This is a genomic window from Umezakia ovalisporum Ak1311, assembly GCF_029891685.1.
GTDB classification, from domain to species: Bacteria; Cyanobacteriota; Cyanobacteriia; order Cyanobacteriales; family Nostocaceae; genus Umezakia; species Umezakia ovalisporum.
In genome coordinates this window covers 1-26264 of sequence record NZ_JANQDJ010000040.1, presented here as the reverse complement: position 1 = coordinate 26264, position 26264 = coordinate 1, and the positions used below count along the sequence as shown (strand labels likewise).

Annotated in this window: 22 protein-coding genes and 1 pseudogene; 10 read left to right on the top strand and 13 right to left on the bottom strand. The window is 41.5% G+C overall.

Going from position 1 to position 26264, the window contains the following annotated elements; all coding sequences use genetic code 11:
- Window positions 1-45: 45 nt before the first annotated feature.
- Both NWP25_RS05765 and NWP25_RS05760 read right to left on the bottom strand, forming a co-directional pair.
- Window positions 46-639 carry an ATP-dependent Clp protease proteolytic subunit gene (locus NWP25_RS05765; RefSeq protein ID WP_280650657.1) on the bottom strand — a complete coding sequence of 198 codons (594 nt, stop codon included), beginning with the start codon at window positions 637-639 and terminating at the stop codon, window positions 46-48.
- 82 nt (window positions 640-721) lie between these two features.
- Window positions 722-1384 carry an ATP-dependent Clp protease proteolytic subunit gene (locus NWP25_RS05760; RefSeq protein WP_280650656.1) on the bottom strand — a complete coding sequence of 221 codons (663 nt, stop codon included), beginning with the start codon at window positions 1382-1384 and terminating at the stop codon, window positions 722-724.
- 214 nt (window positions 1385-1598) lie between these two features.
- Between NWP25_RS05760 and NWP25_RS05755 the strand changes: the two genes are divergently transcribed.
- Window positions 1599-2855, top strand: a complete 1257-nt coding sequence (locus NWP25_RS05755) for a vWA domain-containing protein (RefSeq protein WP_280699007.1) — start codon at window positions 1599-1601, stop codon at window positions 2853-2855.
- The gene (locus NWP25_RS05750; protein ID WP_280650654.1) at window positions 2852-4159 is read left to right on the top strand and encodes a vWA domain-containing protein; all 1308 of its coding nucleotides are present in this window, start codon (window positions 2852-2854) and stop codon (window positions 4157-4159) included. The genes NWP25_RS05755 and NWP25_RS05750 overlap by 4 nt, the downstream gene beginning before the upstream one ends.
- 313 nt (window positions 4160-4472) lie before the next feature.
- Here the strand turns inward: NWP25_RS05750 and NWP25_RS05745 are convergent, their stop codons facing one another.
- Window positions 4473-5549 carry a PIN/TRAM domain-containing protein gene (locus NWP25_RS05745; RefSeq protein WP_280650653.1) on the bottom strand — a complete coding sequence of 359 codons (1077 nt, stop codon included), beginning with the start codon at window positions 5547-5549 and terminating at the stop codon, window positions 4473-4475.
- 241 nt (window positions 5550-5790) lie between these two features.
- Between NWP25_RS05745 and hemW the strand changes: the two genes are divergently transcribed.
- Entirely contained in the window at window positions 5791-6972 is a 1182-nt protein-coding gene (hemW, locus tag NWP25_RS05740; RefSeq protein WP_280699005.1) for a radical SAM family heme chaperone HemW, read from the top strand.
- 182 nt (window positions 6973-7154) lie between these two features.
- Here the strand turns inward: hemW and NWP25_RS05735 are convergent, their stop codons facing one another.
- From NWP25_RS05735 to NWP25_RS05710, 6 genes are all read right to left on the bottom strand, one after another.
- Window positions 7155-7364, bottom strand: a complete 210-nt coding sequence (locus tag NWP25_RS05735; RefSeq protein ID WP_280699003.1) for a caspase family protein — start codon at window positions 7362-7364, stop codon at window positions 7155-7157.
- Window position 7365: 1 nt separating this feature from the next.
- Window positions 7366-7788: a sugar ABC transporter permease gene (locus NWP25_RS05730; protein ID WP_280650650.1), complete on the bottom strand. Its 423-nt coding sequence runs from the start codon at window positions 7786-7788 to the stop codon at window positions 7366-7368.
- 116 nt (window positions 7789-7904) lie between these two features.
- Window positions 7905-9866, bottom strand: a complete 1962-nt coding sequence (locus tag NWP25_RS05725) for a caspase, EACC1-associated type (protein WP_280699001.1) — start codon at window positions 9864-9866, stop codon at window positions 7905-7907.
- A 216-nt stretch (window positions 9867-10082) separates the two neighbouring features.
- Window positions 10083-10268: a hypothetical protein gene (locus NWP25_RS05720; RefSeq protein ID WP_280650648.1), complete on the bottom strand. Its 186-nt coding sequence runs from the start codon at window positions 10266-10268 to the stop codon at window positions 10083-10085.
- 208 nt (window positions 10269-10476) lie between these two features.
- The gene (locus NWP25_RS05715) at window positions 10477-12207 is read right to left on the bottom strand and encodes a helicase HerA domain-containing protein (protein ID WP_280650647.1); all 1731 of its coding nucleotides are present in this window, start codon (window positions 12205-12207) and stop codon (window positions 10477-10479) included.
- A gap of 128 nt (window positions 12208-12335) precedes the next feature.
- Window positions 12336-13127, bottom strand: coding sequence for a glutathione S-transferase family protein (locus tag NWP25_RS05710; protein WP_280650646.1), 792 nt, complete (start codon window positions 13125-13127; stop codon window positions 12336-12338).
- A gap of 369 nt (window positions 13128-13496) precedes the next feature.
- Between NWP25_RS05710 and NWP25_RS05705 the strand changes: the two genes are divergently transcribed.
- Complete coding sequence (locus NWP25_RS05705; RefSeq protein WP_280650645.1) at window positions 13497-14189, top strand: fasciclin domain-containing protein; 693 nt, start codon at window positions 13497-13499, stop codon at window positions 14187-14189.
- Window positions 14190-14517: 328 nt separating this feature from the next.
- A complete protein-coding gene (locus tag NWP25_RS05700) occupies window positions 14518-14823 on the top strand; it encodes an RNA recognition motif domain-containing protein (RefSeq protein WP_280650644.1) in 306 nt (101 codons plus the stop codon).
- A gap of 142 nt (window positions 14824-14965) precedes the next feature.
- On the opposite strand, the gene NWP25_RS05695 is transcribed toward NWP25_RS05700, so the two are convergent.
- Complete coding sequence (locus tag NWP25_RS05695; protein ID WP_280650754.1) at window positions 14966-16483, bottom strand: phenylacetate--CoA ligase family protein; 1518 nt, start codon at window positions 16481-16483, stop codon at window positions 14966-14968.
- 145 nt (window positions 16484-16628) lie between these two features.
- Here NWP25_RS05695 and NWP25_RS05690 point away from each other — a divergent pair, with 145 nt between their 5' ends.
- Together NWP25_RS05690 and NWP25_RS05685 are read left to right on the top strand one after the other, a co-directional pair.
- Entirely contained in the window at window positions 16629-18305 is a 1677-nt protein-coding gene (locus NWP25_RS05690) for a serine/threonine-protein kinase (RefSeq protein ID WP_280650643.1), read from the top strand.
- 102 nt (window positions 18306-18407) lie between these two features.
- The gene (locus NWP25_RS05685) at window positions 18408-20477 is read left to right on the top strand and encodes a serine/threonine-protein kinase (protein WP_280650642.1); all 2070 of its coding nucleotides are present in this window, start codon (window positions 18408-18410) and stop codon (window positions 20475-20477) included.
- A gap of 75 nt (window positions 20478-20552) precedes the next feature.
- Here the strand turns inward: NWP25_RS05685 and NWP25_RS05680 are convergent, their stop codons facing one another.
- Window positions 20553-21755 (bottom strand): phosphoglycerate kinase, encoded by a 1203-nt coding sequence (locus NWP25_RS05680; protein ID WP_280698999.1) that lies wholly within the window; start codon window positions 21753-21755, stop codon window positions 20553-20555.
- Between the two features lie 89 nt (window positions 21756-21844).
- Here NWP25_RS05680 and NWP25_RS05675 point away from each other — a divergent pair, with 89 nt between their 5' ends.
- From NWP25_RS05675 to NWP25_RS05665, 3 genes are all read left to right on the top strand, one after another.
- Window positions 21845-22252, top strand: a complete 408-nt coding sequence (locus NWP25_RS05675) for a universal stress protein (protein ID WP_280650640.1) — start codon at window positions 21845-21847, stop codon at window positions 22250-22252.
- 581 nt (window positions 22253-22833) lie between these two features.
- On the top strand, window positions 22834-23817 hold the full coding sequence (locus NWP25_RS05670) for an RNA polymerase sigma factor, RpoD/SigA family (protein WP_280650639.1): 984 nt from the start codon (window positions 22834-22836) through the stop codon (window positions 23815-23817).
- Between the two features lie 295 nt (window positions 23818-24112).
- Window positions 24113-24910 (top strand): hypothetical protein, encoded by a 798-nt coding sequence (locus tag NWP25_RS05665; protein WP_280650638.1) that lies wholly within the window; start codon window positions 24113-24115, stop codon window positions 24908-24910.
- On the opposite strand, the gene cobO is transcribed toward NWP25_RS05665, so the two are convergent.
- Together cobO and NWP25_RS18650 are read right to left on the bottom strand one after the other, a co-directional pair.
- Complete coding sequence (gene cobO, locus NWP25_RS05660) at window positions 24907-25593, bottom strand: cob(I)yrinic acid a,c-diamide adenosyltransferase (RefSeq protein WP_280650637.1); 687 nt, start codon at window positions 25591-25593, stop codon at window positions 24907-24909. The genes NWP25_RS05665 and cobO overlap by 4 nt on opposite strands.
- A 565-nt stretch (window positions 25594-26158) precedes the next feature.
- Window positions 26159-26264, bottom strand: a pseudogene (locus NWP25_RS18650) (transposase); the annotation flags it as partial.

The following is a 26264-nucleotide window of genomic DNA, read 5'->3' as shown; positions in this document are numbered from 1 at the left end:
GAGAGTGAGCAAATTGACTATCCTCCACTCCTCATTCCCGTAATGCTACGGTCGCTCCTCAATTACACGGTCTATTAAACCGTATTCTTTGGCTTCAGCAGCAGACATAAAAAAGTCACGATCCATATCTTTTTCAATTTTTGATAAAGGCTGACCAGTCTTTTCAGCATAAATACCGTTGAGCTGGCTACGAATCCGCAGAATTTCTCTGGCCTCGATTTCAATATCGCTGGCTTGTCCACGAGTACCACCAGAAGGCTGGTGAATCATGATCCGAGAATGAGGCAATGCCATTCGTTTACCCTTAGCGCCAGATGCCAGCAGGAATGATCCCATGGAAGCAGCTAAACCCACGCAAATTGTCACCACATCTGATTTGATATGTTGCATGGTGTCAAAAATCGCCATGCCGGAAGTAACCATACCGCCAGGGGAATTTATGTATAAATAAATATCCTTACCTGGATCATCCGAATCCAGATACAGCATGACAGCAATAATTTGATTAGCAATTTCATCATCAACTTCTCGCCCCAAGAAGATAATTCGTTCCCGGTAAAGGCGATCATAAATACTAATCCAATCTGTATATTGTCCTCCGGGCATCCGATAAGGAACTTTAGGAACACCTATAGGCATCTTCGTTACTCCGCTTGCAATCAGTCATTTTATTAGTCATTAGCCATTGGTTAATTTCCCACAGCATAATGACTATCCACACTTAAAGTACACTGGCAGGTAATGGGGGATTAGCCAGTTCTTCTTTTTCAAAAACTCGGTCAATCAAACCATACTCCTTAGCTTGGTAGGGAGTCATATAGAACAGACGATCCATATCTTTGGTAATTTTTTCTGGAGCCTGTCCTGTGGTGTGAGACAAAATATTCACTAAGGAAGCTTTGTTGATCAGGACTTCCTGGGCTCGAATTTGAATATCCGTCGCTTGACCTTGGGCATAGCTCTTAGGTTGATGCAGGATAATAGTAGAGTGGGGTAAACTAGCGCGGCAACCTTTTGTGCCCGCACTAAGTAGCATTGCTGCCATACCCATTGCTGAACCAATACAAATAGTGTGGATAGGAGGCTTGATGTATTTCATTGTGTCATAAATGGCGAAGGCTTCGGTTTCAAAACCAATGGGTTCGCCACTGTAGCCAGAAGTACCCGTTGAGTTGATATAGATTTTAATGGGCTTTTCGGGGTCGTCGGACTGTAAATAAAGCAATTCGGCGATGATTAATTCCGTAACCGCTGGGACTAATGGCATTCCCAAATAAACAATTCGTTCCTTCATCAATAAGGAAGGTAAATCTGGCGGCGGTGTCCGGTAAAAACTATCACCTTGGTAAGGGGCTTGCACAGCCTTGATGGGGGAATTGTCCATAGCAACTGATCGCCTGAAACTATGCCGTTAACTGTAATACATCCTAACGCGATGCCAGCTGACATCGAGTGTGGATTTCTCGCTAATTAGTCATTTTAGTCATTTGTCATCAGTCATTACTTTCCACTCTCTAGTCCCCAGTCCCTAATTTTTCCATAGTGCCGATGGGGCAGTTTGAAGCTACTTATTATATCCTAACTAGGAATTTTGGGTTATGAAGGTGAATTTGCAGCCTATATTGAGTGATGCTAATTTAGACCCGCATCAACTGAGCAGTCAACGTCAGTTGGCAATATCGATTTCGGCAAGCTCAGAAATTCAAGACCGCAATGTTCCACTAAATTTATGCTTAATTCTCGACCATAGTGGTTCGATGCACGGGCGACCCCTGGAAACTGTCAAACAAGCAGCTATTGGTCTGGTTAATAAACTTAAGCCTGGCGATCGCCTCAGTGTTGTAGCTTTTGACCACCGTGCCAAAGTTTTGGTACCAAATCAAATCGTCCTCAACCCAGAAGAAATTAAAAAACAAATTAACAGTCTCTCTGCCGATGGTGGTACTGCCATTGATGAAGGTTTGCGTTTGGGAATTGAGGAATTAGCCAAGGGAAAAAAAGAAACAGTTTCTCAAGGCTTTTTATTAACTGATGGTGAAAACGAACACGGTGATAACCAACGCTGTTTAAAATTTGCTCAACTGGCTACAGGCTATAATTTGACCTTAAATGCCTTAGGATTCGGGGACAAATGGAATCAGGATGTTTTAGAAAAAATTGCTGATGCTGGCTTAGGTAGTTTGTCCCATATTCAAAAACCGGAACAAGCAGCAGATGAGTTTAACCGCCTGTTCAGCCGCATACAAATAGTGGGACTAACAAATGCTTATTTACTCATTTCCCTCATGCCCCATGTCCGGCTAGCAGAACTCAAACCCATTGCCCAAGTAGCCCCAGATACCATTGAGTTACCCGTTCAGCAACAAGCAGATGGGCGCTTTGGTGTACGCCTGGGAGATTTAATGAAAGATGCAGAACGGATAATTTTGGCTAATATTTACCTGGGACAGTTGCCAGAAGGTAAACAGTCCATCGCTAATATCCAGGTCTGCTACGATGACCCTGCTCAAAATCGGATGGGCTTATTCACAGATAATATCCCAGTGTATACCAATGTCACTGGGGCTTACCAACCAAAGATAGATTACCGTGTGCAGAAGTGTATTTTAGCTTTAGCCAAGTACCGACAAACCCAGCTGGCTGAAGTAAAATTGCAACAAGGCGATCGCGCTGGTGCTGCTACAATGCTGCAAACTGCTGCTAAAACTGCTCTGCAAATGGGAGATAAAGGTGCAGCAACAGTATTACAAACTTCTGCAACTCGACTTCAAACTGGGCAAGAATTATCTGATAGTGATCGCAAGAAAACCAGAATTGTCTCAAAAACCGTGTTGCAAGATACTCCTCACCAATGAAAGTACAATTGCTTTGTGCCTTAAATGATACTAATGTTGATGCGGCGAAATCAAGTAACCAACGTCAACTGGCTATTTCAATTTCGGCGCTTGCTGATAAACAGACCGAGCATTTACCATTGAACTTATGTTTAATTTTGGATCAAAGTGGTTCCATGCATGGTAGACCCATGGCCACAGTTATTCAGGCGGTAGAGCAATTATTAGATCGCCTACAGCCAGATGACAAAGAAACACCCACCCTAGTCCATCGCATTTCGGTTGTAGCTTTTGCCGGTTTGGCTGAAGTGATCATTCCCAACCAAAAAGTCCAAGACACCGCCAGTCTCAAAGCCCAAATTAACAAGAAACTCAAAGCCGGGGGTGGTACATCCATTGCCGAAGGTTTACAACTGGGAATCACAGAACTTATGAAAGGCACAAGAGGATCTGTTTCCCAAGCATTTCTACTCACAGATGGTCATGGTGAAAGTAGTTTTCGGATTTGGAAATTTGAAATTGGCAAAGACGATCATCAGCGCTGTCTACAACTAGCCCAAAAAGCCACTAAAATTAATCTCACCATCAACACTCTTGGTTTTGGTGATGATTGGAACCACGATTTGTTGGAAAAAATTGCTGATGCAGGTGGTGGTGCTCTCGCCTACATTGAGCGTCCTGAACAAATACTGGATCAGTTTCATCATCTGTTCCAGCGTATTCAATCAGTCAGGTTAACCAATGCCCACCTGCTGCTGTCTTTCATTCCCCAAGTCCGCCTAGCAGAATTTAAACCCATTGCCCAAGTCTCCCCAGACACCATCGAGTTACCAGTACAACCAGAAACTCACGGAGGCTTTGCCGTACGCTTGGGTGATGTAATGCAAAATATGGAAAGGGTGGTTTTAGCTAATATCTATCTGGGACAATTACCGGAAGGCAAACAAATCATCGGACACCTACAAATTCGTTACGATGATCCATCTGTGAATAAACAGGACTTATTTTCTCCAATGGTGCCCATATACGCAGATGTAGTGAACTCCTATCAACCCGCCCCCAATCCTCTAGTGCAACAGTCTATTTTGGCATTAGCTAAATACCGACAAACTCAATTAGCTGAAACCAAATTGCATCAAGGCGATCGCGTAGGTGCAGCGACAATGTTACAAACGGCGGCCAAAACCGCCTTACAAATAGGAGATCAAGGTGCAGCGACGGTACTGCAAGCTTCCGCCACCCGTCTGCAAGCTGGGGAAGAACTTTCCCAAGCAGACCTGAAAAAAACTAGGATGGTATCAAAGACAGTTTTGCAAAATTCCTAAGACTAGGGCGGGTATACTTTGAGTAGGTTCAGTACAAGTCTTGCCTGCCGGGCAGGCAAGATGCTCACCCCCAAAAAATTTTCCCATTATCTGTGCCTCACATTCCTGGAAAGTCCTGGATCTATTTATTTTTTTCGAGCTTTCCAAGTTCCACCATAAACATAAAACGGGTTATTTTCACTCACATTCCGCCAACATTGACCACAAACAAAAATCCAGTTCCCTGCTTGTTCAAACCTCACCCTATACAAAATCGGTGCAGCCTGACTACACCGATGGCAAAACTTAACTCTATTTTTACCTGACATTTACCTCACGCCAAAGCAGAAGCTTGTGGTTTAGCAAAAATCATTCGTCCTGCGGAGGTTTGTAAAGCACTGGTGACTACCACTCTGACTTCACCACCAACATAATTACTACCTTCCTCTACCACAACCATTGTCCCATCGTCTAGATAGCCCACACCTTGACTCGGTTCTTTGCCTTCCTTGAGAATCTTCAAGTCAAGATTATCACCAGGTAAATAAGTAGAACGCACAGCATTTACCAAGTCATTAACATTCAACACAGGTACTTTCTGCACACTGGCTACTTTAGATAAGTTGTAATCATTCGTCAGAAGTGTACCGTTAATTTCTTGGGCAAAGCGCACTAATTTGGCATCGACTGTACCGATATCTTCATAGTCAACCGGATGAATCAAAATACGGTCTGGGTAATCTTTCTTAATACGGTTGAGAATTTCTAATCCCCGTCTTCCCCGTACCCGCTTTTGATCTTTACTAGCATCGGCTACTTGTTGCAATTCCTGCAAGACAAACTGTGGTACTAAAATTTGTCCTTCCAGAAATCCGGTTTCTAGTAAGGCTTCAATACGACCATCAATAATACAACTCGTGTCTAAAACTTTAGTGTGGGCAGGCTTGAGTGTTCCTTCCACCACCATTGTCTCTACGGTGTTGGGGGTAATGAACCGCAACAAACCCCGTCCGTGGGTGTCGGCCAAATTCATCCCCGTTACAGCTAGTAAAATACTGCCCACAACTGCTACCAGTGGCTTAATAAAGCCAAAATCCGTTGGGATAGGCAGCAAAAATAACGGTGCTAGCATTAAGTTAGCTAGCAATAATCCAATTACTAAGCCAATAGCACGAGTCAAAATCATTTCCAGGGGCATTTCCCGGACTTGTGCTTCTAATCGACGATAGGATGTTTGAAAACTCAGCCCCACCGCACCACCAATGATGGAAGCAAATACGGCAACAACTAAGCGTAAAGCGTCTAGGTTTGTCACGCCATCTAGGGAACCATCGGGTAGTAGTTCAATGCTATAGAACCCTATTCCCGCAGCAGCTAGGATAAATGAGAGAATGATAATGGCATCAAGCATAGTTATGTTTTTTCCTGCGATTATGTGACCCGATGAAGTCAAGTATTTTTGATCAGTACGAGAGATTCATTAATATTGACTTACACTAGGCGTTGAAGCAGGTAATATCTGCAAATATTATAACGAAAGTCATTTCTCTTAATATTTTTCATGATTTTGTTGTCAAATGATAAAAACTTGTAAAAAATTACTTATTTTCGCTGTTTTAATTTTTAGTTGAGTTAATCAATTGTTTCTCAAAATGAGTCCAAAAAATAATGGTTCTCACATTGCCAGTTCTGCTTATGTACACATTCCTTTTTGCCGACGACGCTGTTTTTATTGCGATTTTCCGGTGTCTGTTGTGGGCGATGGCCAGCGAGGTGAAACATCTGGTCCCATTTCTCGGTATGTCAACGTACTATGTCAAGAAATCGCCATGGTGACAGGGACTAGTGAACCTCTAAAGACGATTTTTTTCGGTGGTGGTACCCCTTCTTTACTATCAGTTGAACAGTTACAAAATATACTAGTAGCCCTGAAAAAACATTTTGGCATTGCTTCTGACGTAGAAATTTCTATGGAAGTAGACCCAGGTACCTTTGATTTGGCACATATATCTGGCTATCGTAGCGCTGGTGTCAACCGGGTAAGTTTGGGCGTACAAGCATTGCAATCCGAGTTATTACGAGTTGCGGGGCGATCGCACTCTGTTGTGGATATTTTCACATCTGTGGAATTAATTCACCAAGTAGAAATTCCCGAATTTAGCTTAGATCTGATCTCTGGCTTACCACATCAATCTCTAGAGCAATGGCAAGCTTCTCTGAAGCAAGCAGTAAAATTTATGCCTACCCACATATCTATTTATGACCTGACCATAGAACCCGGTACAGTTTTTGGTCGTTACTACCAACCGGGAGACAAACCATTACCAACCGATGAAACCACAGTCAAAATGTACCAAATGGCACAGCAAGTTTTGACCAGTGCAGGTTATGAACATTACGAAATTTCTAACTATGCCCGTCCTGGGCATCAATGTCGGCATAATCGAGTTTATTGGGAAAACCGCCCTTATTATGGTTTTGGTATGGGTGCGGCGAGTTATGTGGATGGTAAGCGCTTCACTCGTCCCCGGAAAACGAAGGAATATTACCACTGGGTGGAAGCAGGGGGTGTAATTGATTGCGAAGTAACTCCACCAGAGGAAGTTTTATTAGAAACCCTAATGTTAGGGTTGCGTTTAGCCGAGGGTGTGAGTTTGGCAATGTTGTCCGAGAGGTTTGGGGAGGATAATGTAAAAAAAATTCACCAATGTTTACAGCCTTATGAAGATGAAGGTTGGGTAGAAGTTGTTGGGGGAAGGTTGCGGTTATGCGATCCCCAAGGGTTTTTATTTTCTAATGTAGTATTGGCTGATTTATTTGAACAATTAGGTTAAACAGCTACATTTTTCCTTCACCAGTTTCCGACAGATGAAAAAACTGACTCAAGGGGTCAGGAATTCCATTTTATGCCAATTTACAAATACCTGTTGATTAAAACCCTGGTATTACCTATTCTGATTTTCTTTTGCTTTCCCGGGTGGAGAAGTAAAAAAGCACTAAGTCATGTTTGTGACGATTAGCATGTAGCACACAAGTGATAAATAGCATTTTCCATATCTTGTCGTTGGGGATTTTTCAGGACTGTCACATCTCCCTCAGAAAAATCACCCATTTCTGGGTTGACTAGAAATCGCTGCATCGCTTCTAAATCATTTACAGCCTTGGGTAAAGGTGCTAACCCTGGATCACATTCACTAATGCCCATCAGCAATGTTATTTTGGCCATCTTAGTTTTTTGATGTCCCGTTGAGAAAATCTTGTGCTCTTTGGTAAGCAAATTCAAATTCTTTTTGACTGCCGGCTTCTATGTTCAGTTCTCTGCCGTCAGGTGCTTTAAGTAACATTTTAATTGGTTTGTTGCCCAGTCGATCGCCCAAAAAAGTAAACAAAGTCTTAATATTAGCAATGTTCACTTCTGCATTTAACAACCCTAACAAAAAACCGCCTAAAGCCTTTGTATTCTTAGGTGCAGTTTCCACTGAGACTAAATCTGCATCTTCCACCCCATCCACTTCTCTTAGCTGGGGTAGCAAGTTTTGTACTTCTGCTTGTAAATCCTCATCGTCTAAACCAAGTTCAGTTAAAGAAATTGTCACCTGAATGTTAGATGTTCCCAGCATATTAATCGTTTCCATAGGATTTACAGTCATTTTAAACGATTATATCGAGTATGGAAGCTTTTGTGCTGTGGATTGGAACTAAGTAATCGCCACAGCATTCTCTGGTGCTGATGACACCAGAGGATTTTCACTGGATGGAGAGAGGGTCAATTAACCTGACAGACAACACGAAAACCAAGATTGATGTACGGGTCGTGGCGGGCAGCGTAGCCGCGATAGGCGGAACGGCATATTTCTATGTTGTCGTACCAGGAACCGCCCCGTAGGCAGCGCAACTCACTATCGTGATCATTTAGCCAAGGTGTACCGTCTGTTGGTGCATTGTTATAATTTTCGTGCCACTCATCCTGACACCACTCCCATACATTACCATGGATATCATATAAACCAAAGGCATTGGCAGGAAATTCACCTACATCAGTTGTTTCGCCCGGATATTCAGCGTTAGGAGTACAATCATAACTGTAATTGCTCTGATAATTTGCTAACTCTGTAGTAATCGTCTCACCAAAATAAAACGCTGTGGTGGTTCCTGCTCGGCAAGCATATTCCCATTCAGCCTCACTGGGTAAGCGATAGATTTTTCTAGTCTTTTGAGATAGTCGGGCGCAAAACTCCACAGCTTCATCCCAAGCAATACATTCCACAGGACGGTTAGCACCCTTAAATTTAGATGGGTGGGGATGTAAATCGATATTTACCTTATCGAAAGCTGCAACGACTGACCATTGAACTTGGGTAACGGGAAATTTCCCCATGAAAAAAGGTTGAATGGTGACGGTATGCTGAGGACTTTCAGATTGATCTCGTTTTGGCTCATTTTCTGGTGAACCCATGAGAAATGTACCACCGGGAATTGCTACCATCTCCAGAAATACGTTATTACCTAAGTCCTCTGTTGTAAACAACTCAACCTGTTTTTCACAGAAGTTGAACAATTCCCCTTGAGCATCGACAGTTACTATGTCAAACTCAAATTCATTGGCTGGATTTTGTGGAATGGATTTAGATATGTGTTTGACGGATGGCCTTGATTTTGGTTGACCAATAATTAGTGTTTGTATTGGTGCGACATCTTCATCTCTCAAGCCTAAATGTTGCTGATAGTCTTTGAGGTCTTTGAGAGTTGTTTCACTTAGGTTAGGCTCATCTGCAATTGTTGCAGTCAGAGTGTCTTCGTATTCTTTTAACCTCCTTTGATACTCCCGATATGGTTGGTGAACTTCTGCTTCAATAGCATCAGCAACATCAGGGTCAAGGTTCAATTCCAAGCGCAATAAGTTTAACAAGTGACGAGCAGGAATGGTAAATTTACCACGATTGAAGCGGCGTTCAACTTCCTGGCGATATTTGAGCTTGGGGTCATCCTTGGGCGACTTGGCTAGAAAAATTCGATAACCTTCCTTATGGGGATAAAATTCTGGTGTCATGGCCGGGGATGCTTCTTGCACTTTACTTTTGGCGTACTGATGCAGTTCATCCACTGCAATTAAACCATCTCCATCTTGATCTGCTACACCTGTGTCAATTCCCTCTACTAAATAATGAGTGTATATCGACAAGTCCAAGCCATCGGACTCAAAAGCATATTGTGTGGAAGTAGAAGCTGTGAGAATTGCCCTTCCTTCACCTCCTAAGTATTGTTCTAGGTCAATTGTTCCACTATTTTTAGTTGTCAACCCCTTGGCAAAAGCCGCACTAAAGCAGCAATCTAAAATTACTACCAGTCGCTTAGATTTGCTTTTGTTCATCCAACTATGTACATTTGTCGCTGCTACAGCTGTGGTGGGAATCAATTTATTCTGATTTTTTTGGGTTTGGCGAGTGGAGAAGTAAAAATCACCACTCTCATCAGTCACCCCATGACCAGAAAAGTAAAAAAGCACTAAGTCATCTTTGTGACGATTAGCATACAAGTGATAAATAGCATTTTCCATATCTTGCCGTTGGGGATTTTTCAGCACTCTGACATCTCCCTCAGCAAAACCACCCATTTCTGGGTTGACTAGAACTCGCTGCATCGCTTCTACATCATTTACAGCCTTGGGTAGGGGTGCTAATCCTGGGTCATATTCACTAATGCCTATCAGCAATGCTATTTTGGCCATCTTAGTTCTTTGATGTACGGTTGAGAAAATTTTGTGCTTTTTGTGCTTTTTGGCAAGCAAATGTAAATTATTCTCTATTATTGGCTTGTGTGTTCAGTTTTTGCCATTAGGCGCTTTCAGCACCATCTTCATTGGTTTGTTGGCCAAGGGAGCGCTCAACAAATTGAACAAAGTCTTAATACTAGGAATGTTCACCTCTGCATTGAAGAACTTAAACTAAAAGCTGCTTAAAGTCTTGGTGTTTTTGGGTGCGTTTTCCACCGGGACTAAATCTGCATCTTCAACCCTGTTGACCTTTGTTGACTGGGATAGCAAATTTTGTCTTTTTGCTTGTAAATCCTCATTGTTTAAACCAAGTCCAGTTAAAGAAATTGTTAACTGAACGTTAGATTTCACCAGCATATTAATTACTTAAAATTTAAGTCTATATTGTAATAGTGTCACTTTAAACAATTATACAGGTTATCAGCTTTATTTCAGTGTGATGCTTGTTACATTATGGCAATATTTTCTAGGGTAAGAAGTGAAACTAAACACCAAAACGTCCTCCGAAATGTTGCCTTTGTTTTTATACCCAATCTCAGTAGATATTGAATTTTATGTAAAACAGCTAAAAACCCAAATCAGCTTTTGCTAATTCCGCAGCAGCAAACACTTCTGCATCTGCTTTTTCATCCCAAGCCGGATCACCGATTTCAGTGTAAAATTGTGTATCATAAGGTCGCGTCCTCACCACCACTGGCATGGGAACAGCATGACCTAAAATTAGGGCTTGTTGCTTAGAATCTAATTTTGCTAACACTGAGCGCAAACTACCGGCACCAGATACACCAGTAAAAATTGCATCAATATCTTTCTCATCATTTAGCAAAGCGGTGATGCGTGTACCAATCTGGGACATAACTTCATTGTCAATTCCTGATGGACGTTGATCTACCACTAGCAAGGTTACAAAATATTTTCGCAGTTCACGAGCGATGGTACCAAAAATTGTACTTTGTACTATTGTCGGGTCAAGGAAACGGTGTGCTTCTTCAATGGTAATCATTAGCGGTGTCGGGCGATGGCATGGATTTTTGCTTTGCAGAAATTTATCTGCTTTTTCTACGTAATGTTCATGAATCCTTCTGGTGATCATGTTAGTCACTAACATATAAGAAAGCATATTGGACTGGGAACCAAATTCTATCACTACGTTTTTCCCACCTTCCAAAGATTGCACAATTTTATGCACATAATTCTCGGGACAAACACCCCGCATATATTTCAAACTATCTAAGCGCAGGAGTTTACGCTGTAAGGAAGTAATGGAACCCGGATGTCCTGGTTTTTCTTCGCAAAAAAGTTTGACATCCTCACTTGTCATGTTAAACAATTGGGGAATCCAAGATTTACCAAATTCATTAAACAAAATACTGGCGTTATCTAAAGCCGCTTCCGAAAGTCCTAATTCTCGGCTGCATAATTTAATATCTTCAACTTGAATTTGTTCATAACTCAAATACAGTTCTTGTGCATCACGTACACCCCGACGTTTTGTGGATGTGGGGTCAAGGGTGTAGACTTCTACCTTACCAGGAAATAATTGCTTTAAGCCTTTAACAGTATTCACATTTTTACCTTCGGCCACCGCTTCCCAGCCATACTCAGAGTGCATATCAAATATCAAGTTTACTGCCGCACCTTTGCGGATTACTCCAGCTAATAATAAACGTGTCAAGAAAGACTTACCAGTACCAGATTTACCAAACACGCCATTACTACGTTCAACAAAGCGGTTTAAATCAATGCAGACAGGTACATCCATATCTAACGGTTTACCAATGGAAAAATTACGCCTTTGGGGGTCATCTTCCCAACCAAATACTCGGCGGAAATCTTCTTCAGTGGCTTCATAAACTTGGCTAAAATGACTGGGAATAGTTTTAACCGGTAGTAATTCTATTGTGGTACTGGTTTGGGGCTGGAATGATGCCAGACCATTTGCCGATGGTAGTAAATTATGATCTGATTTACCATTGGTTGACGACAAAGATTCATGAGATTCCGGTGTAAACATCAACATGGGTGAGAGGTTGATAGTACCGTATATACCACTACCGGCTAAAACTTCTCGTAAAAAAGTGTCTTCCCAACCAGGGGGATTAGCAATAATGCGTGCATTAGCGTTTCCCAGTGCCACATCTGTGAGCATACAGAAAAAGCGCGATCGCAAACCATGCACAACTAAAAATTTACCCACCCGCATATCTTCAACGGAAACATCCGGGTGTAATCGTACTTCTAATCCCCCAGTTAGAGAACCTTGTGTTACCGAACCTAATGGTTGTGCCGCATTCATATTTTAAGTGCTGAGTGCTGAGTGGAAGTAAGGAGACTTTCATCCTGGGTTGAGAACTGGATCATCAGTCTCCATATCAAGTTGAATTGTAGTTTATTCTCCCTCATCCCCTCATCAACACTCATCACTTATTCAATTTGAATCGCAGTCGGTGCTGTTGTAGTTGTAGCTGCACCAATTAACGGTTTACGAAATTGAGCATACAAGCCATCGCGCCAGGTAAAGAATGGTTGATAATCAGGATTATCTGCCAATCCCGGCACACCTTTTCCTCTAATACCGGCCGGTAAATCTAGATAAGCGATTTCGGGGAACTTGAGCAGTATTGATAAACTAGCCACTGCTAAGTCAGCTAAAGTTGGCTCGTCTCCTGTTAAATATGGACTATTTGCTAATATTAGTGTTAACGATTCTAAGTCCTGTTTCAAGTCCGCGATCGCTGATTTGATCACATCAGGGCCATAACCTACCCCAAAGCCTAACACAGTCAACACATCACTAGGAACCCCAGCCACTAGAGTTTTGAATATATCAGGTGTAGAATTAGGCAACAAAGACTTGCGGAAATCTTGGTCTTGACTAATGGCAGAAAAAAAAGCCGTCCTGCTTTTGACACCTATTGATGTATCTGCCCATTCTTCCATCAATAAGCATAAACCCCGGGTCTGGGGGTCTTGAGGTATGAGTGGGCGATCAGGATATTCTAAATCTAAATACTTAGCAATTTCAGTGGAATCAACAATATATCTATTACCGTCTTTTAAAACTGGCACTTGTCTTTGACCAGTCACGCGGAATAAATCTACTTGTCCCATGCCTGGTGTAACTTCTATTTTCCGGTAATCTAGCCCTTTATAATCCAGGATTAACCGAACTTTCTCTGAATAGTGAGATAACTCCCATTGGTATAATTCCAGCATAATCTCTACTTTTAACACATTAATAGAACAATGCTCTTATTGTATCTTTAGTTCAAGTAATTTTCCTGAAAAACGCAGCAATTTTCTCCAAAAATATGGACAAAATAGGCGTTTTTATGCAATTGTCGGTGGTTAAGTGTTTTTATTGAAAAACTTATTTTTTGATTGATTTAAATATTAAATAAACAAATTTAATAGATAAATATGCTCAGTTTACTTGATTTTAAAATCCAGATGCTCAAAAACATAGATAGTAACCTTATATACTCATATTGACCAAAAATCTTGATCCTTAATTTACATATTTTGGCGAGTGAAGTGTTATAAAGCTTTATGTGACCTGTATGAACTCAAAGACAAACAAAATTTATGAAGGCAAATTACGGCAAATTGCATACTAAGTTGGCAAGGGTAGTGGGGTTAGCAGGGATTAGTCTCCTGATTGCTTTACCATCCCAAGCCAACCAGCCAAAGGATAATTTAGTAGCACAAGCAGATAGTAGAGGTCTTAATCCTAGACCCAGCATTTTCAATGAACCTCCCTATAACCGTAGTCCTCGGACTGCACCTTCGGCTACCCCTCCGGATACACGCACCCCTAGAGCAACACCCCCCAAAACTACACCAGAAACCGAGACTCAAACTCAAAAGAAAACCTTGTTAGCATTGGCAGAGTCCAGCCCCTCCTTTACAACCTTAACCACAGCTTTAAAAGCAGCGGGATTAACAGACGTTTTACAAGGTCAAAACCAACTCACAGTTTTTGCTCCCACTGATGCTGCATTTGCCAGATTACCCCAAGACGCTGTGAGAGATTTGTTAAAGCCAGAGAATAAAGAAATTTTGTTGAAACTCTTAACTTACCATGTAGTAAGCGGTACAGTTTTATCTACTGATTTATCATCTGGCACAGTGAAAAGCCTTGAAGGCGGGAACATTGAGGTCAAAGTTGACGCTAATGGTGTCATGGTCAATGATGCCAAAGTAGTTCAGGCAGATATTAAGGGTAGTAATGGTGTAATCCACGCCATTGACCAGGTAATTTTGCCTCCTGACTTGTAAGTACAATCGGTCAAGCAATTAATTTCTAGGGTGGGCATACTATGGCTAGGTTCAGTACAAGTTTTGCCCCCCCACTGCCCATTGTGGGGTGTGTTGCTAAACTGTGGTCAACTGAAAAAAGTAAATAAAAATTAAGTTATCACAACTTTTTGTAACATTTTCTGGAGCTTCCCCCTTTGATTCTTGAAATTCTGTGTCAGAATTGGAATGAGAATTAATTCGGCGACAGCGTTTGTTTTTAGTATTGACAGGCTTTTCCCTTGTGGTATTTACAGACTTCTCTCCGAAATCTAAATCTCTACATAGTTTGTGATTTTGGAGACAATTAATGTCAATTTATATAGGCAACCTATCTTACCAAGTGACCCAAGAGGCACTAACTGCGGTATTTGCAGATTACGGTACTGTAAAACGGGTTCAAATACCTACCGACCGTGAAACAGGCCGTGTGCGTGGGTTTGCTTTCGTAGACATGGGTACAGACACTGAAGAAACGGCAGCCATTGAAGCCTTAGATGGTGCTGAATGGATGGGACGCGACTTAAAAGTGAATAAAGCTAAACCCAAAGAGGACAGAGCTTCCTTTGGTGGTAATCGGGGTGGTAGCGCTGGTAACTTTCATAACCGCTACTAAAAAACACTCCCGGGTTTTCCCACCGGGAATTAGAACTTTTAGTTAGGGCTTGTCGCCCTCCCCAATGTACGGGGAGGGTTTCAATATTACTTACCTTTTTTTAGGTTAAAACTAAGATACTCCCAAAGCCCCTACATCCCAACTACCTGCGCGTATAACGATGTTTCACACCTGTAGGGAAATATTCAGAATCACCCATTTGAGCTAATGTGACTTGTGGCATTTGATATTCTGGGGGAACATAGTGAGCAAACTCACTGTTCAGGCGCAAGAGTTGTGAAAGAATTGAGGCCATTATAGCTTGTCGCTTGTCTTCACTTCCTTCTACCCCTGGTGCTAACTCAACCACCACATATAAAAATCGATTTTGATCTGCATCTTCTTTCACCTGCAAGACGAACTTTCCCGTCACCCATTCAGTAATTCCGGCTTGTTCTAATCCCACTGTGACATTTTCTGGATAAATATTCGCACCAAAGTAGGAAACTGTAAAGTTAGAGCGACCGAAAACATAGACAAAGGGTAATGGATAAATTCCTCTAGGTAAATGTTGAGTTTGACAACGCAGATGTTCCACAGGATCAAATCCCCACTCAGTTAAGAAATGGAGCATGTCATCATAACTAATTATCCCACCATTGTCCATGATGTTATAGCGAATCAAAGGAATACCATTATTTCCTGAAAATAGCAATTTGCCATCCTCAACTTCAAAAAAACGACTAATGGGGTCGTATTGTACCAATGTCGGTAAACGAGATTCACCAAATAAAGCTTTAGCTGCATCTGGATGTTCAGCCAAGAAACGACGAATGCATATGCTCAAAGGTGTTTCATTACCCAATACACCTGCGTCCGCAGTACCATACATTGAGGCAAAATCGTAACAAGCATTTTGCGCCCCTACTCTCTCACCTACCAAACTCCGCCATTCTTCACTAAATACTTCTCCCGCCATCACTAATTTAATATAATATTGCTGCCACTCCACACCACGGGCAATACCAGTGTCTATTACATCTTTAAGAAATGGCGGATATCCTAACAAAACTACCTGCTCAAAAGCTGCACCTATTTCCTGTATAACACGTAAAATTTCTTCTTTATTATTACCAGGGGTAATTACAGTCACAGGATAGCCTTTACTAGCAAGATAGCGACAGCAATTGGTAGTGAACATTCCACCTACCCAAGTGCCTAATGAGAAACAAATAACAGCTAAAGTGCGTGTGACATCAGCATAAAAACTATCATAAAATATTTGTTCAAAGCGTGTAGCAATCTGCAATTCATCAGTGAAAAAACGCGGCCAAAATGTGGGTTTACCCGTGGAACCAGAAGAGGCGGCTATCATATCGCAGGCTTCTAACTTTCCGTAGCGGCACAACTCAGCCAAAGGATAACGAGATATGTAATTTTCTTTATTAATTATAGGTAGTTTCTGAAAGTCCTCAAATGTTTGGATAGCCCTGGGATCAATTTCTTGTTCTGCTAAAAAAGCTTTGTAAGCAGGTACATTAGTAGCTACATCATTAAATAAATTTATCGCTATTGATGGGCTGGAAAGATTGAGATTTTTTTGTAGTCGTGTTTCTAAGGAAGTAGATACAAAATCTTCAAATGCCCTTATGGCTCGCTTTCCTTGTGATTTGTCGTTCATCATATTTATGGTGAGGTGTTGCCAGTATTGTAGCTATGATTTAACTTTCTCAAACCTTTGATCAGGGAATTTTCTGATCCTAACCGTAACTGGAACTGTGCTAGTTGTAGTAAGTTAATAAAACCTTAGTTCAGCCTTCAGCATTATGCGGGTATATTGCAGTAGACAACACAGCAACATCGGTGGTAACCGTTTTTGTATCCACTGTGGTGATCCATTCCCTCTGGCTTTTGGGGAGGTTGTCGATGATCGTTATCGCATCATCCGTCAATTAGGTCAAGGTGGTTTTGGCCGCACTTATTTGGCAGAAGATAACTATAAATCTCAGCAACCCTGTGTGCTGAAGGAATTCGCCCCCCAAGTAACAACACAGCAAGATTTACAAAAAGCTAAAGAATTATTTGAGCGAGAAGCCAATGTTCTTAAAACACTCCAGCATCCTCAAATCCCCCGTTTTCGTGCTTCGCTACAAGTGCTGGTAGGAAGTAAAGATTTTTTCTTCTTAGTGCAAGATTATATAGATGGTAGTAGTTATTACCAATTGTTAGAGCAGCGCCAAGGTCAAGGTAAAAATTTTACCGAAGAGGAAGTAATAACGATGCTGGAGCAGATTTTACCTGTGTTATCCTACATCCACTCACGAGATGTGGTTCACCGTGATATTTCTCCCGATAATTTGATTTGGCGAAGTTCTGATCATCTACCTATGCTGATAGACTTTGGTGGTGTGAAGCAATTGACAGGTTTTCAAGGTTTGTGGTTTACTCGGTTGGCTGTGAATAATACTTTATTGGGTAAAAAGGGCTATGCACCAGAAGAACAATTACGCCAAGGTAAAGTGTTTTTTAATAGCGATTTATATTCTTTGGCAGTGACAGCTTTAGTTCTGCTCACGGGTAAAGAACCCCAAAAACTCTACAATACCTATGAAGGAATTTGGCACTGGGGAAAGGAAATTAAAGTCAGTAGTCAATTGGAAGGTGTGTTAAAAAAAATGCTTGCTCATCGGCCAAGCGATCGCTACCAAACCGCAGAACAGGTACTTGAGGATTTACCCTCTAGCATCAAAATTAAACCACCCACCACATACCTGACTAAAATGAAGACAATGGTGGTTGCTCCTGGACAAATTCTCAGTAAAATCCACAATAAAGCCAAAATACTTGATAAAAGCATTACCCTTCCAGTTTGGATATCCCCCTTTGCCGTTAGTCTTGCGGGAACAACTTTAGTCGTTTTAACTAGTGCAGGTATCTGGGCAATAGCAAATTCAATCCTTCGCAACGTCACTTCCACTACCGTACCCACAATTTCTATACCTAAAATTCCTAGCTTACCCAATCCTATGGCCAGGCCAGTCAGTGACAGAGGTTCTGATGGCATCACTGAAATTTTAAGCCACCGGGAACAGCTACAAATACCAGAAGGATTTTTTACAGAGTTTGTCGATAATTTATTTTATGCTCAGAAACCAGAATTAAATGGGCGTAGCCTCAGTTCTGGACCAGAAGACGCACTGTTAAGAGATGAATGGATTTCTATGGCCGAAGATTTGTTATATAAAATAAAACGAGCCAATCTAAGTACACCAGCTCGTCGGCAATTAGGAAGCTATAGTTCAAAAAATGAGAAAATTTGGAGAGAACAAGCAAGAGCAGGACAGTGGGGGAATTATACAATTAACCAACTCAACAAAGATACAAACGAAAAATTTGAGCAGTTGTTTCCAGGACAACAGCCTGGGAAAATGAATCCACGGACTTTAGGTCAAATTTGGTATGCGCTTGCCACTGATCAAGTCAGCAAAGTAAAAATAAGATAACGGTTGACCGTTGACAGTTAGCAGTTAACGGATAATTTTTCCTATGACCAGTCAAATGTGAAAAAAAGTATACTCTTGCCAGCAGCCAATGACTAATGACTTATGTATATAAATAATAGTATTCAACCGGGTGTGACTTTAAGCGAGCGCTATATAATAGTTCGTCAAATTGGTCAGGGTGGTTTTGGACGTACTTATTTAGCTGAAGACATTAACCGCTTCCGTGAACTTTGTGTTTTAAAGGAATTTTCCCCTCAAGTTCAAACTGATTATGTTGTTGAAAAAGCTGAAGAATTATTTAAGCGAGAAGCCAGTGTTCTCTACAAGCTGCAACACCCCCAAATTCCCAGTTTTCGAGAATTGCTGCGAATTAATTTACAAGGCAAACAATACCTGTTTTTAGTGCAGGATTACGTCGAAGGAAAAACCTACAGTCATATATTAAATGCACGTCAACAGCAAGGGTTGCGTTTTACTGAATCTGAAATCCGGCAATTGTTACTACAAATTCTCCCAGTCGTAGATTACATACACTCAATGGGGGTAATTCATCGCGATATTTCACCAGATAATTTAATTCTTCGCACCAGTGACCAATTACCAGTATTAATTGACTTTGGCGGAGTTAAACAGGTAGCAGCAACAGTGGCCTCAGAATATTACCAAGCTGATAAACAAACATCTTCCCCATCACCAACTCTACTAGGTAAAGTAGGATTTGCACCTCCAGAACAGATGCAAACAGGTTTAGTCTCTACTCATAGTGACTTGTATGCCTTGGCCGTAACAATGCTGGTTTTATTGACAGGTAAACAGCCCCAAGAACTAATCAATCATGACAATCTGACTTGGCAATGGCGCAGAGAAACTAGTCTTACTCCAGCTTTTGGACAGGTATTAGATAAAATGCTATCTCCTAGACCAAGCGATCGTTACCAATCAGCTCGTCAGGTATTGCAAGCCCTCAACCCGCCACAATTCAGCTATTCCCCAACTCAATATCCCACCACTTCGGAACCAACATCAGCCACGCTAGCGGTCTCTCCATCACTTCCATCATCTCCATCACCCCCATCACTCCAGCCCACAACCTGGTGGACAGCAGTAAAAGTCTTTGTATCAGTACTTGTACTAGCTACCGCGGCGGGAGGAGTTTTCTGGGTGGTCACCGATGACGATGGCGATCTAGAAAAAGTTGCACCCACACCCAGCCCTACTCCCACCGTCAAAGATCCCACTGATTCCTCAGCCGAATTTTCCTTAGCAGAACGACAACGCAAACTAAGATTAAATAATCGCCGTGAACAATTGGGTATTGATTCTAGCTTTTATGTGAGCTTAGTAAATCAAATTTTTTGGCAGAATAACCCCAGTTCACAAAGAGAAAATCTCAGCGCTGAACCGAAAGATGAGAGTTTACGTGCAGAGTGGGATGAAACCGCCGCCCAATTACTAGAAAAACTCGCTCCATTGAGTACCAGCGCCCGGCGACAATTAGGAACTTACACAGTAGCAGAACGGGAAGCTTGGCGAGTTGAAGTGAACAAAATCAATGTTAGTACTACTTCTTTGTATGATTTAGCAGATACCGCCTTCTTCAACGAATTTCCTCAACAGCAAGGCAAAAACTTTATTAATCAACCCATTGGGCAAGTTTGGCACGGGTTTGTCAGTGATAAACTTAATGCTCTCCGTTCCCGTACAGCTTTGGCAAAAATTACATTTGATTCAGGTGCCACGAGCAAAACCGTGAACGGCAATCTTCAGCCTGCTGCTCACCCGGCTGGTGGTAAAGTTTTTATTGCTAACCTTGCCCAGAATCAATTAATGGAAGTGCGGCTAAAAGCAAGTTCTCCAATTTTACTTTCAGTATATTCACCTTCTGGCAAAGTCAAATTTTTAGAAGATTCCACAGAACGCAATTTATCTGTTAAATTACCAGAATCCGGATTTTATGAATTTGTCCTGGCCTCCACGGCATCAGAACCACTGAGTTATCAACTCACCATTAGCGCAGAAACACCCACACCAGAACCCACACCCACACCAGAACCCACACCCACCCCAGAACCCACACTCACCCCAGAACCCACACCCAGCCCAGAACCCACACCCACCCCAGAACCCACACCCATAGAAAGCCCAACACTTGGTGATACTCAATCCAACTGAGTTTGATAATTTGATGAAAGTTAACAATGACCAGCCATCAAAGCATGATACTGATCACTGTTAACCACTAAGTAGTTACGCTTCGTCTAAAGCAGCAATACCAGGCAAGATTTTACCTTCTAGCAACTCCAAGCTAGCACCGCCGCCGGTAGAAATGTGGCTCATTTGATCAGCTAAACCGACCTTTTCCACAGCGGCCACTGAGTCACCGCCGCCGATGATAGTGGTTGTACCAGTTTTGCCAATTTCCGCCAGAGTCTGCGCGATCGCTTCTGTACCTGCGGCAAATTTATCAAACTCAAATACACCCATTGGCCCATTCCAAATCACGGTTTTGCAATCAGCCAATGCTGCTTGGAACACCTTAACCGACTCGGGTCCAATATCCAAACCCATACGATCATCAGGAATATCTTCAATGCTGACAGTTGTAGCATTGGCATCATAGGCAAACTTATCAGCCGAGACAATATCTGTGGGTAGTAATAAAGCCACGCCACGTTCCCTTGCTTTAGCCTCTAAACTCTTAGCTAGTTCTAGTTTGTCTTCTTCCACTAGAGACTTACCAACACTCAAACCACGGGCCTTGTAGAAAGTGAAAATCATCCCACCGCCGATGATCAGCTTGTCGCATTTCTCCAGTAGAGTTTCAATGACACCAATTTTGCTAGAAACCTTAGAACCGCCAATAATCGCTGCCAAAGGACGTTGTGGATTTTCAATGGCGCTTTGCAAGTATTGCAGTTCTTTTTCAATTAAATATCCGCCCACGCAAGGACTCAAGTAGTGGGTTACACCTTCAGTAGAAGCATGGGCACGGTGTGCAGTACCAAAAGCATCATTTACATAAAAATCAGCATTAGCTGCCAGTTTTTTGGCAAATTCTGGGTCGTTATTCTCTTCTTCTTTGTAAAAACGAACATTTTCTAAAAGCAGAACTTGTCCATTTTGTAAAGCATCTACTTGGGCAGAAACTGCATTCCCGATGCAATCATCAGTTTTAACCACTTCTTGACCCAGCAATTCCGACAGACGTTTAGCAACTGGGGTTAAACGCAATGTGTCATCCACACCCTTGGGACGACCAAAATGGCTGGCTAAAATTATCTTAGCTTCCTTCTGGATCAAATCCTTGATAGTCGGCAGTGCCGCACGAATACGAGTATCGTCTGTAATGTTGGCTTTGTCATCCAGAGGTACGTTAAAGTCAACCCGAACTAAGGCACGTTTACCAGAGATATCTGTCGCCGATAAATTTGCTAAAGTTTTTTTGGACATAGATAGACTCTCCTGATTGCCTTTTTGTTATTGTTTTGAAAGTAGAACTATCAAGATTTTACCGGAGTCAGGGGTGCTAGGAGAGCAAGATGTTCAAAACAGTGCTATTTCCAATTGATCAAAGCCGAGAAGCACGCTCGGCTGCTGATGTAGTGGCCAACGTTGTGCAAAAATACGGCAGTCGTTTGGTGCTGCTGTCTGTGGTAGAAGAAACCCCCGCAGATGCACCAATTCCAGATCCGATGGTATCATCAGACGTTGTTGCCAAACTGCTGGAAAATGCCCAATCTTTGTTTTCACAGCAAGGAATTCAGTCTGAGATTCTGGAAAGACAAGGCAAACCAGCCTTTACTATCTGCGATGTTGCTGATGACATTGGGGCAGATTTAATTATTATGGGCTGTAGAGGTTTGGGCTTGACTGAAGAGGGGGCAAGTGATAGTGTTACCACTCGTGTTATTAACCTTTCCCCTTGCCCAGTGCTGATTGTCCCTTAGAGAGTGCTGAGTCTCCAGCCCATCGCTAGGGATGAGTCGATATTAACTTCGTTAGTTAAATTCCAAATGATTTGACTATCCTCAAATTCCAACGTTCGTAACATCCCTCCATCTTCACAGGTGACACAGTTCGGTTATCCGGCTACATATAAGCAACTGAGGAAGCTTTTTTAGCGTCACTATAGATATAGTTGATGGAATAGAGGGAATTTTTTTTTCACAAAACAGTTTTGCATTATAATTGTGGGATTTGTCCAAGTTACTTTACTATCTAGTTGATTTGTCTTAATATAATAGAAGTAAGTAGAACTCATATCGACTTCATATTTTACAGTTGCAGATCGCTGCTGAAGATAAAAAGATTTTTCCTTAATCATCAAGTGTGCTTCTAAGAGATTCAAAAATTTAGGGAAGGTAAAGGAACCTATATCAGGGATGCATCTTCTTGATCTTCCATACGCGGTGTATGAATTGACTTCTTTTGGTAGCGCCCTATGTTCCGTGATATGTGTACTACCTTTCCAGACCAGATTTAGTTATAAAAGATCCGTTGTATTTACGGAGTAGAGGACAACGCACCAATGGCTATTGTTAACAATAAAACCGAAAACATCAATACCAAATTCACGGCTGATATGGTGAGAACCTATCTGCGGGAAATTGGTCGTGTACCATTGCTAACTCGAGAAGAAGAAATTATTTTTGGCAAGCAGGTACAACAAATGATGGCGCTTTTGGAGGCTAAAGAAGCTTTAGCCAAAAAGCTAGATCATGATCCCAGTTTATCAGAGTGGGCTGCCCATGTTAATCAACCTGAAACAGAGATTAAACATACTGTAGCTTTGGGTAAACGAGCAAAGCAAAAGATGATTGAAGCCAACTTGCGCTTGGTTGTGGCGATCGCTAAGAAATATCAAAAGCGCAACATGGAGTTCTTGGATCTGATCCAAGAAGGAACTCTAGGACTAGAACGTGGTGTAGAAAAGTTTGATCCCACAAGGGGTTATAAATTTTCCACCTATGCTTACTGGTGGATTCGTCAAGCAATTACCCGTGCCATTGCCCAGCAAGGACGTACCATTCGCTTACCGATTCACATCACCGAGAAACTGAACAAAATCAAAAAAGTACAGCGAGAACTGGCGCAAAAATTTGGGCGATCACCTACTCCTGGCGAAATTGCTCAAGAGTTGGAACTAGAGCCGATTCAAATTCGCGAGTATCTCAACATGGCTCGTCAACCAGTTTCTTTGGATGTGAAAGTGGGTGATAACCAGGATACTGAATTGCAAGAAATGCTCGAAGATGAAAGCCCATCTCCAGAGTATTACACCACCCAAGAATTCTTGCGTCAAGACCTGAATAACTTGTTGGCAGAACTAACCCCTCAACAGCGACAAGTTTTGTCCTTGCGCTTTGGTTTAGAAGATGGTAACGAAATGTCTTTAGCCAAAGTAGGTGAACGCTTAAATCTCAGCCGTGAGCGCGTTCGCCAGCTAGAACATCAAGCCCTTGCTCATTTGCGCCGTCGTCGCGCCAATGTGAAAGAATACGTTGCTAGCTAAAAGCAGATCCCTTGCGGTGACGCGCCTCCTGAACTCAGGGGGCGATTTTTGTGTTTTTTTCTGTAGACGCCCTCCATCTTGAGATCAATCTGTCACCAGAAATATAAGCGGCCAAAATGGCAACATTATGCAATTGCAGCCCAAAATTACATGAAAACTTTTGTTTTACTGCATTGTTTTTCTAGACAATAGAAATATACAGCCAACCTTTAACAGATTTTTTAACAATCAGTATTTGGTTATGGTTTAAGTAAGTTTCAGAGGAAAGAGTTACTTTTTTTGACGGGAGGGATAAGTGCTGAAAAACATTACTAAATTCTTGACTGCGCGTAAGTTGACACTTCCCATGATTGGCTTACTTCTCACTCTAGGGGTTGTTAGTGAACAAATTAAACCAGTATTAACTAACCAAATACAAACAGCATTTACTTCCACAACCATAAATCCCGATTTTTCCCAATCAAATAAAACACCTCTTCTATCCCGTCTCAGACAAGTTCAAGAACAAAGAAGCCTAATTCACAAAATTAAGGCTAACCGTCCAATTAGAAATCATACTGAAGAGTCAGAAATTACCACCTTAAACACTGACTATGGTTCAATTGAACAGCATTCTAGATTTGTGTCCTCTGACAAATTATTAGAGAATATAAACCTTACACCTGAAACTACATCGTTAGTTAGCAGCAATTCAAGATTTTCAAGGGCAAATTTACCCAAAAAAGATGGCACTTATCTTTATGGCCAATCGTCACAAGCTAGCCAGATTGGTCAAAGGTATGTCCTATTTGAGAAGCGCCAAAGCAGGATAACTGGTGTGTTATATATGCCAGAATCAGATTTTAGTTGCTTTCAAGGAGCTATAAACCAATCGGGAGAATTGGTAATGACAGTTAGTGCTTCACCTGGTGAAGTTGGGGTAGATAAATTAGCTACAGTTAATCAACTACAAATACCCAACTACAATGATGACCAGATGAGTAGTTATCCCTACTCTGTAGCATTGCAAGACTATCATGAGATCAACTCCATCAGCGCCAGGGATCTCCGCATTTTAGAAGTTTGTAAAGAAGTTTACAAAAGTGTGAATTAAAACTCAATCCCTGGTTGCGCCTTGACACCCTGATCTCGGAAAGGATGTTTAATTAAAGTCATTTCCGTGACTAAATCTGCTAGCTCAATTAAAGCAGCTGGCGCGCCTCTACCTGTGAGAATTATATGCTTATTAGGTGGTTTTTCTGCTAAACCAGCCAAAACTTGCTCTACTTGTAAATAGCCCATTTTCAAAGCAATATTGATTTCATCCAAGAGCACTAACTGAAAATCTGGATTGCGGATATACTCTAACGACTTTTCCCAAGCTGCGCTGGCTTTATCGATATCACGATCGCGGTCTTGAGTTTCCCAGGTAAAACCTTCGCCCATAGCGTGAAATTCTATCTGGTCTTCCCAAAGGCTGAAAACTTTCTTTTCTGATGGTTCCCACGCACCTTTGATGAATTGGACAATTGCCACCTTATAGCCATGACCAAGCGATCGCAATACCATCCCCAAAGCCGCAGTTGTCTTACCTTTACCATTACCAGTATTGACAATAATTAATCCTTTTTCTGGCACAGCCTGGGCTATACGCCGATCCTGTATCTCTTTACGCCGTTGCATCTTTTGGCGGTATTGTTCATCAGTTAAATCAGTTAGGGTTGAGGACATCACTTCATCTATTAAACGTTCAATTTCTCTATCTGAGTTTAACTCTTCTGGTGTATCGCTTTTCATCAACCTTACCTGCAAATAACTGTTGCAATCAGTAAAATTATCTGTTCCTACTTAAACAAGTCAAAAAAATATGCTGACTTAGGCTTTATTCTCCTGTACACATTAAATAATTTTTTGAGACACCTCCTGCAAAAAAGAGACACTCAAAAACATTCGTAAATTTCTCTGTTATGAAAATAACTATTCTCAGGACTTAACAAACATGGCAAAGAAAATAATGAGAAATTCATAAATTAATCTTTAACCAAATCAATACTATTTTATGAAAAAAAATTGGACTCATTTGTGCTCAAAAAATTAAAAATACTATGTTAATTGCCAATAATATAACCTTGAGACGATGAAAAATGTTGAATATCTACATTTTTACAGAATTTCATAAATCTACAAATTAAACGTGTAACAGTTACAGCAAATTTCAGGTTGATGAGGCACAGTAGTAACAGTTAGTAAACCAGTTTTTTAAATGCTTGGGATTAATTAAATCAAGAGCAGTGGCAATAAGAATATCAACCATTTGTGCAGTAGTAGGAGAAAAGGAGCGTAAAAAAGCTTTTAATTGTCACCACCAGTGTTCTATAGGATTAAAGTCAGGAGAATAGGGGGATTGATAAAGAACTTTTGCGCCCACAGATTCAATTAAAGGTTTAATTTCTTGTACTTTATGGGCG